General features: G+C 72.4%; 20 protein-coding genes. 9 read left to right on the plus strand and 11 right to left on the minus strand.

All coding sequences use genetic code 11. From position 1 onward, the window contains the following. Positions 1–56 precede the first annotated feature (56 nt). The gene (locus tag ABEA87_RS31660) at positions 57–1,568 is read left to right on the plus strand and encodes a DHA2 family efflux MFS transporter permease subunit (protein ID WP_345635864.1); all 1,512 of its coding nucleotides are present in this window, start codon (positions 57–59) and stop codon (positions 1,566–1,568) included. On the opposite strand, the gene ABEA87_RS31665 is transcribed toward ABEA87_RS31660, so the two are convergent. From ABEA87_RS31665 to ABEA87_RS31695, 7 genes are all read right to left on the minus strand, one after another. Next, on the minus strand, positions 1,505–3,265 hold the full coding sequence (locus tag ABEA87_RS31665) for a complex I subunit 5 family protein (protein ID WP_345635866.1): 1,761 nt from the start codon (positions 3,263–3,265) through the stop codon (positions 1,505–1,507). The two genes, ABEA87_RS31660 and ABEA87_RS31665, sit on opposite strands and share 64 nt — an antisense overlap. Next, complete coding sequence (locus ABEA87_RS31670; protein WP_345635867.1) at positions 3,262–3,630, minus strand: sodium:proton antiporter; 369 nt, start codon at positions 3,628–3,630, stop codon at positions 3,262–3,264. Before ABEA87_RS31670 ends, ABEA87_RS31665 begins: the two co-directional genes overlap by 4 nt. Next, entirely contained in the window at positions 3,627–4,616 is a 990-nt protein-coding gene (locus ABEA87_RS31675) for an MnhB domain-containing protein (protein WP_345635869.1), read from the minus strand. The genes ABEA87_RS31670 and ABEA87_RS31675 overlap by 4 nt, the downstream gene beginning before the upstream one ends. 136 nt (positions 4,617–4,752) lie before the next feature. Then, the gene (locus ABEA87_RS31680) at positions 4,753–5,094 is read right to left on the minus strand and encodes a Na(+)/H(+) antiporter subunit B (protein WP_345635870.1); all 342 of its coding nucleotides are present in this window, start codon (positions 5,092–5,094) and stop codon (positions 4,753–4,755) included. Further along, entirely contained in the window at positions 5,095–5,517 is a 423-nt protein-coding gene (mnhG, locus tag ABEA87_RS31685) for a monovalent cation/H(+) antiporter subunit G (protein ID WP_345635872.1), read from the minus strand. Continuing rightward, on the minus strand, positions 5,514–5,774 hold the full coding sequence (locus ABEA87_RS31690; protein ID WP_345635874.1) for a monovalent cation/H+ antiporter complex subunit F: 261 nt from the start codon (positions 5,772–5,774) through the stop codon (positions 5,514–5,516). The genes mnhG and ABEA87_RS31690 overlap by 4 nt, the downstream gene beginning before the upstream one ends. Then, complete coding sequence (locus ABEA87_RS31695) at positions 5,774–6,271, minus strand: Na+/H+ antiporter subunit E (protein WP_345635876.1); 498 nt, start codon at positions 6,269–6,271, stop codon at positions 5,774–5,776. The genes ABEA87_RS31690 and ABEA87_RS31695 overlap by 1 nt, the downstream gene beginning before the upstream one ends. Before the next feature lie 169 nt (positions 6,272–6,440). On the opposite strand from ABEA87_RS31695, the gene ABEA87_RS31700 reads away from it, so the two are divergent. From ABEA87_RS31700 to ABEA87_RS31715, 4 genes are all read left to right on the plus strand, one after another. Next, positions 6,441–7,097 carry a hypothetical protein gene (locus ABEA87_RS31700; RefSeq protein WP_345635878.1) on the plus strand — a complete coding sequence of 219 codons (657 nt, stop codon included), beginning with the start codon at positions 6,441–6,443 and terminating at the stop codon, positions 7,095–7,097. Further along, the gene (locus ABEA87_RS31705; protein ID WP_345635880.1) at positions 7,076–8,023 is read left to right on the plus strand and encodes a TIGR03557 family F420-dependent LLM class oxidoreductase; all 948 of its coding nucleotides are present in this window, start codon (positions 7,076–7,078) and stop codon (positions 8,021–8,023) included. The genes ABEA87_RS31700 and ABEA87_RS31705 overlap by 22 nt, the downstream gene beginning before the upstream one ends. A gap of 77 nt (positions 8,024–8,100) precedes the next feature. After that, a complete protein-coding gene (locus ABEA87_RS31710) occupies positions 8,101–8,424 on the plus strand; it encodes an STAS domain-containing protein (RefSeq protein WP_345635882.1) in 324 nt (107 codons plus the stop codon). A gap of 122 nt (positions 8,425–8,546) precedes the next feature. Further along, positions 8,547–9,080, plus strand: a complete 534-nt coding sequence (locus tag ABEA87_RS31715; protein WP_345635883.1) for a ferritin-like domain-containing protein — start codon at positions 8,547–8,549, stop codon at positions 9,078–9,080. A gap of 8 nt (positions 9,081–9,088) precedes the next feature. Here ABEA87_RS31715 and ABEA87_RS31720 read toward each other — a convergent pair whose 3' ends face one another. Further along, positions 9,089–9,715 (minus strand): TetR/AcrR family transcriptional regulator, encoded by a 627-nt coding sequence (locus ABEA87_RS31720; protein WP_345635884.1) that lies wholly within the window; start codon positions 9,713–9,715, stop codon positions 9,089–9,091. A gap of 200 nt (positions 9,716–9,915) precedes the next feature. Between ABEA87_RS31720 and ABEA87_RS31725 the strand changes: the two genes are divergently transcribed. Beyond that, positions 9,916–10,956: an aldo/keto reductase gene (locus tag ABEA87_RS31725; RefSeq protein ID WP_345635886.1), complete on the plus strand. Its 1,041-nt coding sequence runs from the start codon at positions 9,916–9,918 to the stop codon at positions 10,954–10,956. A 133-nt stretch (positions 10,957–11,089) separates the two neighbouring features. On the opposite strand, the gene ABEA87_RS31730 is transcribed toward ABEA87_RS31725, so the two are convergent. After that, positions 11,090–11,599 (minus strand): hypothetical protein, encoded by a 510-nt coding sequence (locus ABEA87_RS31730; protein WP_345635888.1) that lies wholly within the window; start codon positions 11,597–11,599, stop codon positions 11,090–11,092. 64 nt (positions 11,600–11,663) lie between these two features. Between ABEA87_RS31730 and ABEA87_RS31735 the strand changes: the two genes are divergently transcribed. Beyond that, complete coding sequence (locus tag ABEA87_RS31735; protein ID WP_345635890.1) at positions 11,664–12,467, plus strand: endonuclease/exonuclease/phosphatase family protein; 804 nt, start codon at positions 11,664–11,666, stop codon at positions 12,465–12,467. A gap of 73 nt (positions 12,468–12,540) precedes the next feature. Then, positions 12,541–13,245 (plus strand): VOC family protein, encoded by a 705-nt coding sequence (locus tag ABEA87_RS31740; protein WP_345635891.1) that lies wholly within the window; start codon positions 12,541–12,543, stop codon positions 13,243–13,245. Positions 13,246–13,376: 131 nt separating this feature from the next. Here ABEA87_RS31740 and ABEA87_RS31745 read toward each other — a convergent pair whose 3' ends face one another. Together ABEA87_RS31745 and ABEA87_RS31750 are read right to left on the minus strand one after the other, a co-directional pair. Next, a complete protein-coding gene (locus ABEA87_RS31745) occupies positions 13,377–14,978 on the minus strand; it encodes an ABC transporter permease (RefSeq protein ID WP_345635893.1) in 1,602 nt (533 codons plus the stop codon). Further along, a complete protein-coding gene (locus tag ABEA87_RS31750) occupies positions 14,975–15,967 on the minus strand; it encodes an ABC transporter ATP-binding protein (RefSeq protein WP_345635894.1) in 993 nt (330 codons plus the stop codon). Before ABEA87_RS31750 ends, ABEA87_RS31745 begins: the two co-directional genes overlap by 4 nt. A gap of 93 nt (positions 15,968–16,060) precedes the next feature. On the opposite strand from ABEA87_RS31750, the gene ABEA87_RS31755 reads away from it, so the two are divergent. Beyond that, on the plus strand, positions 16,061–16,747 hold the full coding sequence (locus tag ABEA87_RS31755; protein ID WP_345635895.1) for a GbsR/MarR family transcriptional regulator: 687 nt from the start codon (positions 16,061–16,063) through the stop codon (positions 16,745–16,747). Positions 16,748–16,790: the final 43 nt, after the last annotated feature.

The raw sequence follows: 16,790 nt of genomic DNA on the forward strand, positions 1-16,790 counted from the left end.
GCAACAAAACCATCTGCTAACGTCGCTCCTGTCGCTGAAGTCGATGGGAGGACACCATGTCCGCTACTGCCGCCCGCTCCCGCTGGCTGGCCCTCGGGGTCATCTCCGCGGGAACACTAATGATCATCCTCGATGGCAGCGTGGTCAGCGTGGCGCTGCCGGTCATCCAGGGCGACCTCGGGTTCTCCGCCGCCGGCCTCAGCTGGGTCGTCAACGCCTACCTGATCGCGTCCGGCAGCCTGCTGCTGCTCTCCGGCCGGCTCGGCGACCTGATCGGTCGCAAGCGGATGCTGCTGGCCGGTACGGCGGTGTTCACCGCCGCCTCGCTGCTGGCCGGCGTCGCCGGGTCCCCGGCCGTGCTGATCGCCGCCCGGTTCGCGCAGGGCATCGGCAGCGCGATGGCCGCGGCGGTCAGCCTGGGCATCCTCGTGACCCTGTTCCCGGAGCCCGGGCAGCGGGCCGGCGCGTTCGCCGTGTTCAGCTTCACCGGCGCGGCCGGCGCGTCGATCGGTCAGGTCGTCGGCGGCGTGCTCACCGAGTCGCTCAACTGGCACTGGATCTTCTTCATCAACCTGCCGATCGGGCTCGCCGTGCTCGCCATCGCCGCGGTCGTGCTGCCCGCCGATCGCGGGCTCGGACTGGCGGCCGGTGCCGACGTCGCCGGCGCCGTGCTCGTCACCGCCGGGCTGGTGCTGGGCATCTACGCCGTGGTCGAGGTCGACCAGCGCGGCTGGACCTCCGCCGCCACGCTCGGCTCCGCGGGGCTCGCCGCCGCGTTGCTGGTCGGGTTCGTCGTACGGCAGGCCACCGCCACGACCCCGCTCATGCCGCTGCGGCTGTTCCGGTCCCGCAACGTCTCCGGCGCCAACGCGGCGCAGATTCTCATGATCGCCGCGCTGTTCTCGTTCCAGATCCTCGTCGCGCTCTACCTGCAGAAGGTGCTCGGGTACGGCGCCGCCAGGACCGGGCTGGCCATGCTTCCCGCGGCGGTGGCGATCGGCGCCGTGTCGCTGGGCGTCTCCGCCCGGCTGGCCGGCCGCTACGGCCAGCGCAACGTCCTGTTGGCCGGGCTCGTGCTGCTGATCGGGGTGCTCGGGCTGCTGACCCGCGTGCCCGTGCACGCGCACTACGTCACCGACCTGCTGCCGGTGATGCTGCTGGCCGGGGGCTTCGGCCTGGCCCTGCCGGCCTTGACCGCCCTGGGCATGTCCGGGGCGGGCGACGCCGACGCCGGACTCGCCTCGGGGCTGTTCAACACCACCCAGCAGGTGGGCATGGCGGCGGGCGTCGCGGTGCTGTCCACGCTCGCCGCCCGGCGCACCGGGGACCTGCTCGCCCAGGGCGCCGGCCAGTCGGCGGCGCTGACCGGCGGGTACCACCTGGCCTTCGCCGTCGGTGCCGCCCTGCTCGTGGCCGCGCTGCTCGTCACGGTCGCCACGCTGCGCCAGCCGGGCCGGGTGGCCGCGCCACGCCGGGACGAGGCCGCCCCGGCCACCGTCAGCCGTCAGCGCACGAGCGGCACCAGCGCGGTCGACGCGACGGTGACCAGCAGGCCCACGACCAGGTAGCTGGCGTAGTCGTTGACCGAACCGGTCTGTACCGAACGGACCCGCCTGATCGCCTGGCTGTCGCGGTACCGCCGCGCCAGCCAGATCAGCGGTGCGGCCAGCACCACCGTGGCCGGCAGGAGCGCCAGTTCCAGTGGGTTGAGATAGTGGTAGGAGATCCGGTGCGGGTCCACCTGACCGCCGCCCGAGAGCACCGCGTGGGTGTAGGCCGGCGCGTCGGACAGCGCCGCCGACGCCGGTTCGATCAGGTTGTTCAGCACCCACTCGGGTGCCACGCCCAGCGTGAGGCAGGCGCCGGCGATCAGCAGCAGCGCCGCCCGCATGCCCGGGCGCAGCCGTTCGTCGCGGGCGTAGGGGTTGCGCTGGCGGCGGAAGAAGGCCAGCACCGCCTTGCCGAGCGCCGCTACGGTGATCGCCTGGGCCAGCAGCGTCAGGACGTACGGCACGGTCTGGTGGCCACGCTCGAGGGCCTGGTGGATGAGGCCCAGCGACACGTACCCGTTCAGCGGCGGGATGCCGGCGATCGCCGCGGCGCCCACGGTGAAGGCGCCCACCAGCCACGGCATGCGCCGGGCCAGGCCGTGCATGTTGGACAGGTTGGTGGCGCCGGTGGCGTGCACGATCGCGCCCGCGCACAGGAACAGCAGCGATTTGAACAGCGCGTGGTTGACCAGGTGGTACGCCGTGCCGGCGAGCCCGGTCGGGCTGGCGGTGGCCAGGCCGATGGCGAGCACTCCCATCTGGGAGATGGTGTCGTAGGCGAGCAGGCGCTTCAGGTCGTCCTGCAGCAGAGCGAAGATGGCGCCGCCGACGGCGGAGACCAGCCCGAGCACCATCAACAGGCCGAGTACCTGGGCGCCGGTGCCCGGGTACAGGCTGAACACGATCCGGCCGATCGTGGCGATGCCGAAGTTGACCATCAGGCCGGAGAACAGTGCCGAGATCGGCCCCGGCGCGACGGTGTGCGCGTCCGGTAGCCAGCCGTGGAAGGGCACCAGGCCGGCCTTGGTGGCGAACCCGGCGATCAGCAGCCCCAGGGCGATCAGGTCGGCGCTGTCGGTGTGACCGACCAGCGCGTCGTGCAGCTGCCCCAGGTTGAGCGCACCGTGCCTGGTGTAGAGCAGCGCCGTCGCGATGAAGATCAGGAAGCTGGCCACGTTGGTCAGCACGAGCACCTTGAAGGCCGCCTCCAGCGCGGGCGGCCGCTCCAGGAAGAACGCGGTCAGGGCGTAGCTGGCCAGCGCGGCGACCTCGAACCACACGAACAGGTTGAACAGGTCGGCGGTCAGCGCGCCGCCGATGAGGGCGGCGTCGAGCAGCAGGAACAGGCAGGCCGACGCGCCCGCCTCGCGCCGGCCCAGCGTGGCCTGGTCGGAGACCATGAAGATCAGCAGTACGGCGCCGATCGACGCCGCCACCAGGGCGAAGGTCAGCCCCCAGGCGTCCACGCCGAAGGTCACGCCCAGCACCTGACCGTTGACCGGCCCCCACTTGCCGAGGTATTCGACGAGCACGTGCCCCCCGTACACGGTCGGCGCGATCACGACCAGCACCGCGGCGGAGGCGAGCAGGGCGAGCACGGACACCACGGTCAGCGCGGGCCGGTACAGCCGCGCGGCCAGCGGGGCCACGGCCGCGCCGGCCAGCGGAATGGCCACCGGCAGCGGCACCAGCGAGGCCAACGACGCAGCGGTCATCCGCGCATGTCGCGGATGCGGTCCGCGTCCAGCGTCCGGTAGTGCTGGGCGATGCGCACCACGACGGCGAGGAACACCCCGGTCACCGCCACCCCGATGACGATCGCGGTGAGGCAGAAGTTCTGCAGTACCGGGTCGGCGACGTTCCCGTCGGCCAACCGCGCCGGGCTCTGCCCGTGCGGCGGGGTCACCAGTACCGGAGCGGTGGAGCCGTTCCGGTACGCCAGGGAGAGCAGGAACAGGTAGCCGGACGCCTCCATCAGCGACATCCCCATCACAATCTTGAGGATGTTGCGCCTGGTCAGCACCGTGTACAGGCCGAGCGCGAACAGGATCATGGCGGCGATGTAGTTGACGACGATCACGGCCGCTCCCCGTGCTCGCCGCGGCCGGCCGATCGCCCACCGGCCCGGCGGCCGGTCCGCGCCGTGCCGGAGTCCCTGGGCTCCCAGTCGTGCCCCATGCCCAGCAGCCCGAACACGGCCAGCACCAGCCCGGTGGCGACCTCGACCAGTTCGACGACCGAGAACGCCTGCATCACCCCGCCGCTGCGGATCGTCGCCGCCGGCGCCAGGGGCAGGAAGTTGGCCGAGAACGAGCCGGACAGCGCCAGCCCGAGCGCCCCGATCAGCACTATGGCCAGGGCCCCGCCGAGTTCGATCGGCTCGATCACCCCCGGGCGCAGCCACGGCTCCACCCGGCGGTACCCGAGCGAGACGTAGGTGAGCATGACGACCCCGAGCGCCACGGCCCCGCCCGGGAACCCGCCGCCCGGGGTGTACCCCCAGGCCACCAGGTACAGGCCGGCCATGGTCAGCAGCGGCGCGACGGTGCGTACCGCGGCGCGCACCACCACCGTCATCGCTTCGGCGTTCTCCAGGCCCGGCGCGCCCAGCGGCTCATTGTCCGGAGACGCCGGCCGTCGGCCCCGCCCCGACTCGCCGGCCTCCGCCTGCTCCGCCTGCCGTTGGTCGGTGCTGCCCTGGACCTGGGCCGGGTCGGTGCGCCGCTGCTCGCGCCGGCCGGCGAGCTGTTCGCCGATGAAGCCGCGGCGCGGCTCCCGCGCCCTGGTGATCAGCCCCACCCCGACGACCGCGGCGAGCAGCAGGAACGTCTCCCCGAAGGTGTCGAAGCCCCGGGTACCGTAGACGACCTCGCTCACCGGTTCGGTGGTGTGCCAGTCGGGCAGCGCCACGGTCATCGCGCGCCTGGCGATGCCGGGGAGCGGATTGTTCCCCCGGGGCAGGCTCAGCACGGCGGCGATCAGCGCCGCGGCGACGCCGCCGGACAGCACGAGGCCGCGGACCAGGCGGTGCCGCGGCTCCCGCTCGAACGGCTCGGGCTGGCTCATGGCCGCGCCCCGACCGCGGCCCGGCCCCGCTCGTGGCCGATCCCACCCACCGGTTGGCCCGGGCTCCTCGGGTGGGCCGGGCTCGTCGGCTGGGCCGGGGTCGTCGGGTGGGCCGGGCTCGTCGGGTGGGCCGGGGTCATCGGTTGCCGCCGCCGGTCGGTTGCCGCCGTCCGCCGCCGGCGCCCGGGCCGGTGTCGTTCGCGTCGGTGTCGTCCTGCTCGCCGAGTTCGGGCTCGTCGACCACCTCGGTGCGGATCTTGCCGATCGCGACCAGGTAGAGCGTGGGCAGCGCGATCGACCCGACCACTATCTGCGCGTGCGCGTCGTCGGGCGCGCCCAGCACGATGAACAGCAGCGCCAGCACGGTACCCATCGCCGACAGCGCCATCACCGCGCCGTTGAGATTGCGCAGTCGCACCACCAGCACCGCGGCGGCCACCACCAGGACCAGGCACGTGTAGTCGATGGCCCAGAACACCTACCGGCCCCGATCCTCGGTGGTGCCGTCAGCTCCGGCGCCGCCCGTGGCCGCCGCCCTGCCGGACCCGGCGTCACCCGGCGGCGGTTCGGCACCCGACGCCGTCGCGGCGGCCTGATCCACTACCGCGCCGGGCCACATCGGGATGCCCACCGAGTACGCGGCCCGCGCCAGCGCGTGCGTCGCCACCGGGTTCATCACCAGCAGCAGCGCGGCAACGATGAGCGCCCGGCCGCCGTAGCTGGTCACCGGTCCCTTCGCGACCACCAGCGCCAGCAGCACCGGCATCGCGCCCAGCGTGACCGTCTTGCTGGAGCACTGGATGCGCAGATACACGTCGGGCATGCGCAGGATGCCCACCGCCCCGGACAGCGACACCGCGAGCCCCAGCGCGAGCAGCGCGATCACGGCTATCTGCCTCACAGCAACCCCCGTTCGAGGTAGCGCGACCACACGATGGTGGCGAGGTAGCTGAATGAGGCCAGCCAGATCGCCACGTCGAGGTAGATCGACCGATCGGCGAACGCCGCGAACAGCAGCACTGCCAGCGTGACCTGAGTGGACAGGGTGTTGAGCGCGACGATCCGGTCGCACACCGTGGGCCCCAGCCCGACCCGGACGAGCAGCAGCCCCGCGATGAGGATCTCCACGAGGCAGGCGACGCCGATGGCCGCGATCATCACAGGCCCGCTCGCAGCAGCTGCCGCTCCACCGGTCCATTGATCCGGTCGTGGTTGTGGCGGGCCTCGGCCAGGTCGATCCACACCGCGTGGTACTGGAGCTGCCGCCGGTCACGGTCGAGGTCCACCAACTGCGAGTCCACGATCACCGAGGTCAGCACGCCCACCGTGGCCAGCGCGGCGTCGCCCGACACGCCGGTCGGTACGATGAGCATCCCACTGCGCAGCGGGATGTGCGGCGACCAGATGCGCCGGGACAGCCGGGCGTTGGCGACCACCACCCGGGCCACGACGATCCCGGCCAGCCGGACCAGCGCGGCGATCCGCCTCGGCCGCAGCAGCGTCCACGGCCCGGCGGCCGGACCCAGCCGCGCGCACACGGACGCGGTCAGCGCGGACAGCGCCAGGCCGACGATCACCTGCTCGGCGCTGAGCGTCCAGCTCAACACGGTCCAGACGAGGTACGCCCACCAGAAAATCGCCCACCAGCGGCTCAACACCGCAGGTAGGTGCCCCGGCGTCCCTGGCACAAACAATCACGGTGCCCACGGAAAGCGCGGGGCCTTTCCGCCCGATCGGGAGGGTGGCCGCCGGTCAGGCATGCGAGTTCCCCGCGCGGGGTAGGGCCAGTCGCGGGGAGCCGAAGCGGATCGGATGGTCGAGATCATGGACGACGGTCGGGCCGGAAGCGACGTGCGCAGCCCGCGGCCGGGAACGCTGGACGTCGAGACGGCCACCGCGCGATACCTGCTCCACGTGCTGCTGCCGGCCTGGTTCGTTCCCGGGCTGCTGGACTGGTGGATGCACCGCCGCTCCGGCATCGAACGCACCTCGGGAACCCGTGAGTCGCTGCTCCACCTGGCGATGATCTCGGAGATCGGCGGGCCCCTGCTGCTGGCGCTGCTGCTCGAGATCAATCCGTTGATGCTGGCGCTGATGGGCGGCGCGGCGCTCCTGCACGAGACGACCGCCATGTGGGATGTGCGGCTGGCCGCGCACAGTACCCGTGAGGTGACCCCGGCCGAACAGAACATCCACAGCTTCCTGGAGTCCCTGCCGTTCATCGCCATCGGTGCGGTCGGCTGCCTGCACCCACGGCAGGTGGGCGCCCTGCTGCGCCTGCGCGGGGGTGCCGCCGGGTGGCGGCTGCGCCGCAAGCACCCGCCGCTGCCGGCCCGCTATCTGGTGGGCGTACTCGGCGGGGTGGCGGTGTTCGGGGTCCTGCCGTACTTCGAGGAGTTGCACAGGTGCTGGCGGGCGGGCCGCGCGGCGGACCGCCGGGTGAGGGAGGGGAGCAGACCATGCGCATCGGCTACTCGCTGAACAGTGAGGAGTACGCGCCGGCGGACCTGATCCGGCAGGCCGAACTCGCCGAGGAGGCGGGGTTCGCCTCGCTGTGGATCGCCGACCACTACCACCCCTGGACCGGGGCGCAGGGCCAGTCGCCGTTCGTCTGGTCGATGATCGGAGCCCTCAGCCGGACCCTCACGATACCGATCATGACCGGCGTGACCTGCCCCATCATCCGGATGCACCCGGCCATCCTGGCCCAGGCCGCGGCGACCACTGCGGTACTGACCGGCGGCCGGTTCATCTTCGGCGTGGGCACCGGGGAGGCGCTCAACGAGCACATCATCGGCGAGAAGTGGCCGGAGGCACGCCGCCGTTTGGCGATGCTGGAGGAGGCCATCGAGATCATGCGCGAGCTGTGGAGCGGGCGGGTCGTCACCCATCACGGCGCGCACTACACCGTCGAGCACGCGCGGCTGTACACCATCCCGCAGCAGCCGATCCCGGTGTACGTATCCGGTCTCGGCCGCACCGCCACCGAACTGGCCGCCCGCGTCGGCGACGGTTACGTGAGTACCAAGCCCGACCCGCACGGCGTGGCCCGGTTCCGCAAGGACGGCGGCGGGAGCAAGCCGGCGGTGGCCGGTACCAAGGCGTGCTGGGCTCCCACCAGGGACGAGGCGAGGCAGCTCGCGCACCGGCTGTGGGCCAGCGACAGCCTGCCGGGCGAGCTGGCTCAGGTGCTGCCCACCCCGGAGCACTTCGAACAGGCCAGTCAGCTGGTCACCCCGGACATGCTGATGATGGCGTACGGGCCCGATCTCGAACCGCACCTGGCGATGGTCGAGTCGTACCGGAAGGCCGGCTACGACACGTTGCACGTCGGCGCGGTCGGCCCGCACTACGAGGAGATGATCCGGCTGTACCGCGACGAGATCATCCCCAGATTCCGGGAATGATCCCACCGGCGGGCTTTGCGCCACCTCGCCCGCGCGAGTAGCGTCGAGCGGGTTCTGGCCCCGGCAGAGGGATCGGCATGCCCCGCTTGGAAATCAGTCGGCAAGACCTCGACCACGGGCTGGTGCGCCTGCGCCTGACCGGCAACGCGGATCTGTCCGATGTGGACCGTCTCGAAGACGCCCAGCGCGTGGCCCTGGAGGCACCCGAGACCCGCCGGCTCGTTGTCGACCTGGAAAACCTCGAGTTCCTCGACTCCAGCGGCATCGCGGTCATGGTCGCCGGATACCGCTCCGCCCGCAGCCGCGGCCAGCGGTACCAGGTCATCAACCCGCGCGGCCTGGTGCGCAGGGTCCTCGACCTGACTGGCGTGCTGACCACCCTCACGCCGCTGACCGCCTGACCGCCTGACCGGCGCCCGGACCGCGGCCCCGACGACCGACGGGGTATATCAGCGCAAATCTCACTAATTCCCTCATTGGCGGCTATATGGTCGAGTTGCCTCGGAAGGGAAGTGAGCGAGAAGTGCCGAACCAGTTCGAGCTGGACGTGACGAAGATCCGGGAGGACGCCCGTCGCAAGATGGAGGACGGCCCCGTCACCCCGACCTATGGCGGCGATCCCAACCCGGTCATCGGCGTGCTCAACGATGTGGTGGCGACCGAGATCGTCTGCTACCTGCGGTACAGCCAGAACGCCATTGTCGCCGCCGGCATCGACCGCGCGCAGGTGTCGGCGGAGTTCCAGGAGCACGCGGCGGAGGAGCTGAAGCACGGGCTGCGCGCCGCCGAGCGGATCAACCAGCTGGGTGGCATCCCCGACTTCGACCCCGCCACGCTCGCCAAGCGGGCGCACACGGAGTATTCGGCGCCGGAGCCGACCGACCTCAACACCATGCTGCGGGAGAACCTCGTGGCCGAACGGATCGTCATCGCCTCGTACCAGGAGATCGTGCGGTGGATCGGCACCGCGGACCCGACGACCCGGCGGCTGATGGAGGACATCCTCGAAGAGGAGGAGGAGCACGCCGACGACCTCGTCGACCTGCTCGGAATCTGAGCCGTGCGTCAGCGGGGGTCGGCCGGGCGGCGGTAGGCGCCGTACCACCAGATCAGGGCCAGCTCGCGGGCGAACGCGGCGTCGCCGCTCGGGTCTCCCGCGGTGGCCTGGTCGAAGATCGCCCGCTCGCCGCCGATCACTATCACCCGGGTGGCGCCGACCAGGTCGACGTCGGCGGGGGTGCGGCCCGCCTTCTGATCCTCGCGGAGCACCTCGATCGTCCGGTCCGTGAACCGGGTGAGCCCCTCGCTCCAGAAATCACGCACGATCGCGTCGTACGTCGCGACCTCGGCGACCGCTCGCAGCACGGCGGCGTGCTCCCGGTAGACCCCCACCACCCCCAGGAATGCCTCCGTGAGGCTGTCGAGGCCGGCCGTCGGCTCCCAGGCCGAGGCGATGGCGAAGGACGTCTCCCGCATGGTGGCGGCGAGGCGCAGGAGGAGTTCGGTCTTGTCGCGGAAGTGGGCGTAGAAGGTCGAGCGGGCGACCCCGGCCTCGGCGGAGATCTGTTGGATGCCGAGTTCGGTGAAGTTCGCGCCGTCGATCAGGAGGCGCTGCGTCGCGGCCAGTATCTCGGCCTCGGCTGAGTTGCGTCGGCCGGGGTTCGGGGCGCGTCGTCGGGTGATCGAAGGCATCTCCGGATCCTAGTGTCGCGGCCCTGCCCCGGGATTGCGGTCGACCGGGGCCCGTGCCGATGAACGCCACACTACACACTGCCCGGACACTGTGTAGCATTAATTCCGGACAGATGATCCGGACACAGTGACCGCTTGGCGCCGGGTGCGCGGGTGCACTGGGGGGATCCGGATAGATGCGGGCAAAAGGGGAGCAATAAGTGAAATACCGACAGCTGGGTCGCACGGGGGTGTGGGTCTCCGAGATCTCCTTGGGCACCATGACGTTCGGTGGCAAGGCTCACCCGGTGTACAGCACGCTGGGCGCGCTCGATCAGGAGCAGGTGGACCGCGTCGTCGGCACGGCACTCGACGGCGGGATCAACTTCATCGACACCGCCGACGTCTACTCAGACGGCGAGTCCGAGGAGTTGCTCGGCCGGGCGATCGGGCAGCGCCGGCGAGACGTGGTGCTCGGCACCAAGCTGATGGCTCCGGTCGGGCCAGGGCCCAACGACCAGGGACTTTCCCGGCTGCACATCATGCGGGCGCTGGAGGACAGCCTGCGCCGGCTGCGGACCGATTACATCGACCTCTACCAGATCCACAACTACGACCACGTGACGCCGATCGAGGAGACCCTCGGCGCGCTCGACGACGCGGTACGGCAGGGCAAGGTCCGCTACATCGGCGCTTCCAACCTCTCCGCCTGGCAGATCAGCAAGGCGCTGGGCATCTCCGCGCTGCACAACCAGGCGAAGTTCGTCACCAACCAGGTGCACTACTCGCTGGTGTCGCGCGACGCCGAACGTGACCTCATCCCCATGGCCGACGACGCGGGGCTGAGCCTGACGGTGTGGAGCCCGCTGGCCGGCGGGTTCCTCTCGGGCAAGTTCGACCGCGGCGGAGTCACCACCGAGCAGGACTCCCGCCGGGCCCGCAGCGGCGTCGACTTCGTGCAGTTCGACGAGGAGAAGGGGTACCAGGTGGTCGACGTGCTGCGGACGGTCGCCGCGCGGCACGAGGCGAGTCCCGCCCGGGTCGCGATCGCCTGGCTGCTCGCCCAGCGCGCCATCAGCAGCGTCATCGTCGGCGCCCGCAAGCTGGACCAGCTCGCGGACAACATCGCCGCCAGCGACCTGACCCTCACCGCGCAGGACCTCGCCGAACTCGACGAGGCCAGCCGGCCGCCGGTCGCCTACCCGAACTGGATCCAGGCGGCGTTCGCCCCGGTCCGGATCCCCGCCGCCAACCGGGCCTGATCCGCGAACCTGGCGTGATCCGGCGGCCTGGCGTGATCCGGCGGCCTGGCGTGATCCGCCAGCCTCGGGTGCCAGGCGGGCGAGCGCCCGTCCTGGCACCCGATTCGGGGCACGGGTCGCGACCCGATCCGGGTCAGGCGAACAGGTCCGGCTGCTCGGCGAACCCCAGGTCGACGGCGGTGTGATCCGGCGCCGGGCGCGAGGTGGCGGGCAGCCGGGAGTAGGCCCGGCCGGGTACGGAGGTCACCGGGCAGGTCACCATCAGCACCGGGGGCGGCGGCGGCGCGAACCCGCGGCTGCCCCACCGCACCCAGATGGCTATCCGCCCCTCGGCGGCCTCGGCGAGCAGCTTGTCGACCGTGCGCCGGCGGTCGGTGTGGTCCACCTCGATCGCGATAGGCGCCCCGCCCGGTCGGGCGCACGCCACGTCCAGGTACGAGTGCCGGTGCTGGTACGGCGGCGGGAGCGGCAGGACGCTCGGCGCCCTCCGGTACACCCGCCAGCCCTGGCCGGTGGCCCACTCCACGATGGAGTTCACCACCAGCGCGGTCACCTCGTCCGGGCCGCGCTCGGCGAAGGTCAGCGCCGCCAGCCAGTCGGTCAGCGAGGCCGCCACCCGTTCACCGTCGCGCGCCACGTCCATGGACAGACGGTAACGCCGGCCCGGCCCCCGGTGGACCCACGGGTCGGATGATGCAATGGGTGGCGTGACGGCAGACCCGACGACCCTCCGGTTGCTGACCCTCAACGCGTTGTTTCGGGGCGACGTCCGGGCGCGGCTGCGAGCGCTGGGCGGGATCCTCGACCGCGCCGGGTACGACGTCGTCTGCCTGCAGGAGGTGATGTACCGCCACCACGCCCGCCTGCTGTGGCGCCTTGCCCGGTCGTACCCGCACCACGCCAGCACCGGAGCAGTGGCGCTGGGCGGCGGACTGGTCATCCTGTCGCGCTGGCCGATCGTGCGGTGCCGGTTCGGCCGGTACCCGGTATCCCGGCCGCTGCGCCCGGAGCTGCTCATGCGCAAGGGCGCCCAACTGGCCCGGGTGGCGGTGCCGGGCGGCGACCTCGCCGTGGTGAACACCCACCTGTCCGCCAACCGCGACCACGACTGGTCGGCGGGCAACCGGTACAGCCGGGTCGCGGCCGACGAACTGGATCGGCTCGGCGCCCTGATGTCGGGGATCGACCCGGCGCTGCCCGTGGTGGTCGCCGGCGACTTCAACCTGCCGCGCGACTCGCCCGTACTGGCGCGGTTCCGGGCCGCCGCGCGGCTGCGCGATGCCCTGGCCGGCAGCGCCGAACCGACGTACCGGCCCACCCCGGAGCTGCCCGCGCCACCGGCGTTCGATCATGTGCTCGTCCGGCCCGCCCCGGATCGTGAGTTGACCGCCCGGTCCCGCATTGTCTTCCGCGACGCGGTGATGCTGGCCGACGGCCGGCCGGGGTACCTGTCCGACCACTACGGCGTCGATACCGAGCTGGTGCTGCCCGCGATCCGCGGCAACGGTTGAGTGGCGCCGGGTCGAGGCTGGGCGGCGGGTCGCGGCGCCCAAACTTGTCGGGGGCGGGTGTGATGATGCCCCCATGACTGACGACGCGACAACGACCGTGCTGCGTCGGCCCGAGGCCGCCGCCGCGCTCGACCCGCTGGGCTGGCGCTACATCCTGGGCATCGCGTGCACCGGCGTGCCCGTGCGTTCGGTGACGCAGGCGGCCGAGGTCGCCGCGATCGCGGGTGCCGCGTGCGGCGACGACGCCGACGGCCACCTGTGGGTGGACGTGCGCGCCGACCGGGCGCTGCTCCACCTGCAGACGCTGGCCCTCGCGGGGGTGACGCCGGTGGACGTCCGGCTCGCCGCCGCCGTCAACGCCGCGCTCGCCGCCCGCGGGCTGGGCACCAGCCCCGACGTCGGCACGGACGCCCCGCGCTCGATCCAGGTCCTCGAGATCGCGATCGACGCGTTGGATATCGCGTCGATCCGCCCCTTCTGGAAGGCGGTGCTGGGCCATGTGGATGAGGCGGGAGCGTCCGGGCCGACGGATGCGCTGATCGACGCCCGCCGGCAGAGCCCGGCCGTCTGGTTCCAGCAGATGGACGCGCCGCGCCCGCAGCGCAACCGGATCCACTTCGACATCTCGGTGCCGCAGGACGAGGCGCGACACCGGATCCGGGCCGCCCTCGACGCGGGCGGTGTGCTGGTGTCCGACCTCGAAGCGCCGGCCTTCTGGGTGCTCGCCGACGCGGAGGGCAACGAGGTGTGCGTCACGACCTGGCAGGGCCGCGACTGACCGGCCGCGACTGACCGGCCGCGACTGACCGGCCGCGACTGACCGGCCGCGACTGACCGCCCGTGGCCGCGCCCGATCTGGGCCCGATGCCGCCGGCCCGGCCTTCCGTTCGGGGCCGGGCCGGCGGCGGACTAGCCGATGTCGCGGCGGCGCAGGCCGGCCAGCCCGTCGACGCCGGGCAGCGCGGCGATCACCAGCAGCCAGATGAGCGGCCCGGCCGCCGGCGCGACGCCAAGTGACCTCGGGAGGTGGGTGAACGGCGAGACGTCCACCGCCCAGTGACTCAGCCGCAGCAGCGGCCCGAACTCGCCGAGCAGCACGCACAGCCCGAAGGCCGCCCACGCCCCGGCCGCCAGCCTGGGCACCAGACCGAACATGGCCAGCGAGATCCCGGCCAGTACCCACACCGCGGGCACCTGGACGAGGGTGGCGCCGAGCAGGCGCGGCAGCTGCCCGCCCACGTCGCCGACCTCGGCGCCGTAGGTGAGGCCGGCGAGCAGCCCGGCGACGGCGAGCAGGAACGCGCTGCCGACCACGGCGAACGTGGCGTGGCTCGTGGCCCAGGCGATCCGGCTCACCCGGGTGGCCAGCAGGGGCTCCGCGCGCAGCCCGGTCTCCTCGGCGCGCAGCCGCAGCGTGGCCTGCACCGCGTACACCGCGGCGACCAGCCCCAGCACGCCGAGCACGACGGACAGGTAGGCGTTGATCGCGTCGCCCTTGCCGCCCAGCCGGGACAGCACGTCCGTGATGTCGGCATTGTCGCTCAGCAGGCCGTTGATGCCGTTGGCGATCGACCCGACCACCACGCCCACCACGGCGAATACGACCGTCCAGGCGAGCAGTGCGCCCCGCTGCAGCCGCCAGGCCAGCGCGATGGGGGTGCGCAGCCGGGCCGAAGCCGTGGCCGGGCCGGTACCCGCGGCGAACATGCCGGCGCCGAGGTTCCGCCGGGCGGCCAGCGCGTACCCGACCCCGAGTACCAGCAGTGCGAAGGCCACCGGCAGGGCGAGCACCCACCAGCGTTCGTCGGCGTACGAGCGGACCTGCTGGCACCAGCCGATCGGGGAGAGCCAGGACAGCCACGACGGACCGTTCGCGCCCGCCGAGTCGCCGGCCGCCCGGAGCAGGTACGACGCCCCGAGCGCGGCGCCGGCCAGGCCGTTCGCGGCCCGGGCGCCCTCGCTCAGCTGCGCGGTCAGCGCGGCGATCCCGGCGAACACCAGGCCGCACGCGGAGAAGCACAGCCCCGCCGAGATCGAACCGGTGGCCGGGGTACCGATGGCGATCATGCCCAGCGCGATCAGCGCGCCCAGCACCAGGTCGGCCACGAGCGCGGTGAGCAGCGCGGCGGTCAGCGGCGCGTACCGCCCGACCGCCCCCGCGCCGACCAGTTCCAGCCGGCCGCTCTCCTCCTCGGCCCGGCTGTGGCGGACCACGATGAGCAGGCTCATCAGCCCGACGAGGACGAACACCAGGCCGCCGGGCTTCCACATGGTGATGCCGCCGATGGTGTCCAGCGCGGTGGCCGGCCCGTAGATGGCCAGCACGGACGAGTCCCCGGCCAGCCCGGCGGCGAGCTTGCGCAGAGATTCGGCGTCGGGGTAGAGCGACACGGCGCTGGACGCCGAGCCGACCATGACGACGGCGAGCACCGCCACCCAGGCCGGGATCATCAGCCGGTCGCGGCGCAGCGCCAGCCGGGTCAGCGTGCCGGTGCCGGCCAGCGCGCTCATCGCCGGCCCGCCGAAGACCGGTTCACCGGCGACTGGGCGTCCGGCGGTTGGGTGCCGGGGCGTGGGGACTGGGTCGGGGTCAGGCCGGCGGGCGCCGTGGCGGCGCCGTCCCGCTCGTAGTGCCGCAGGAACAGCTCCTCCAGGGTGGGCGGCTGGCTGACCAGGCCGCGCACCCCCGACCGGGTGAGCTCCACCAGCACCTCGGACAGGTGCGCGTTGTCCACCTCGAGGCGTACCCGGTCGCCCTGAACGTCCAGGTCGTGCACCCCGGGCAGCCCGGCCAGGCCGGCCGGCACGGCGGCGAGCTCGGCCGAGATCGACGTGCGGGTGAGGTGGCGCAGCTCGGTGAGCGTGCCGGTCTCCACCGTGCGGCCGTTGCGCACGATGCTGACCCGGTCGCACAACGCCTCCACCTCGGCCAGGATGTGGCTGGACAGCAGCACGGTGCGCCCGGCCCGCCGCTCCTCGGCGACGCAGTCGCGGAAGACCGCCTCCATCAGCGGGTCCAGCCCCGAGGTCGGCTCGTCGAGGACCAGCAGCTCCGCGTCGGAGGCGAGCGCGGCGACGAGGGCCACCTTCTGGCGGTTGCCCTTGGAGTAGGCGCGGCCCTTCTTCGTCGGGTCGAGGTCGAAGCGCTCCAGCAGCTGCGCCCGGCGGCCGGGGTCCAGGCCGCCGCGCAGCCGGCCGAGCAGGTCGATGACCTCCCCGCCGGAGAGATTGGGCCACAGCATGACATCGCCGGGCACGTAGGCCAGCCGGCGGTGCAGGGTGGTGGCGTCTCGCCACGGATCGCCGCCGAGCAGCCGAACCGAGCCGGCATCCTTGCGCAGCAGGCCCAGCAGTACGCGGATGGTGGTCGACTTCCCGGCCCCGTTGGGCCCCAGGAAGCCATGCACCTCACCGGTTTGCACGCACAGGTCAAGGCCGTCCAGGGCGCGGGTGCGACCGAACGACTTGACCAGCCCCGATACGTCAATCGCGGTAGTCATATTCGCGAAGCTACACTTGATTCACAAATCCGTGAAGATTCTGAAACATATAGAGTCTGTCAAGATGCCGAGGGAAGATCCGAAGGAGATGGTGTGTCCATGACCGCCCTGCCCGACCCGGCGCGCGACGGCGCGGCCGGCCCGAATGGGACCCCGAGCGGCACGGATCCGTGGCGCGCCGCGCCCGGCGGCGCCGGGCCGGGCGGTACGGGTGGTGGCGGGGTCGAGCGCGACCCCGAGGCGGTCCTGGGCTTCATCGAGCGGTTCGCGTCGGCCCTCATCGACGCCGGCATGGCCCGGATGCCGTCCCGGGTCTTCTGTGGCCTGCTCGCCACCGACTCCGGCCGGCTGAGCGCCGCCGAACTCGCCGACCTGCTCCGGGTGAGCCCGGCCGCTATCTCCGGCGCGGTGCGTTACCTGCTCCAGGTCCACCTGATCACCCGGGAGCGCGACCCGGCCCGACGCCGCGACGTCTACCGGGTCGAGAAGGACGTCTGGTACGAGCTCGTGATCAGCCGTGATCAGATGCTCCTCCGCTGGAAGCGCACCCTCGAGGAGGGGATCGCGGCGGTGGGAGCCGACACGCTGGCCGGCGACCGGCTGGCCGAGACGCTGGACTTCTTCGAGTTCCTGCGCCAGGAGATGCCCAGGATGCAGCGGCGGTGGCGGGAGTACCGGCTCGCCCGGGACGGCGCCGCGCAGCCAGCCCCGGCCGCCCAGCCCGATCAGCCCGACCAGGCGGCCCAGCCCGACCAGGCGGCCTCGCCGGGTCGGCCGTAACCGGCGCCGGGATCGCGGTACGCGGATGTCGAGGGCGGGGCGC

Origin of the sequence: Rugosimonospora acidiphila, from assembly GCF_039543385.1 — a bacterium.
In the GTDB taxonomy this organism is placed as follows: domain Bacteria; phylum Actinomycetota; class Actinomycetes; order Mycobacteriales; family Micromonosporaceae; genus Rugosimonospora; species Rugosimonospora acidiphila.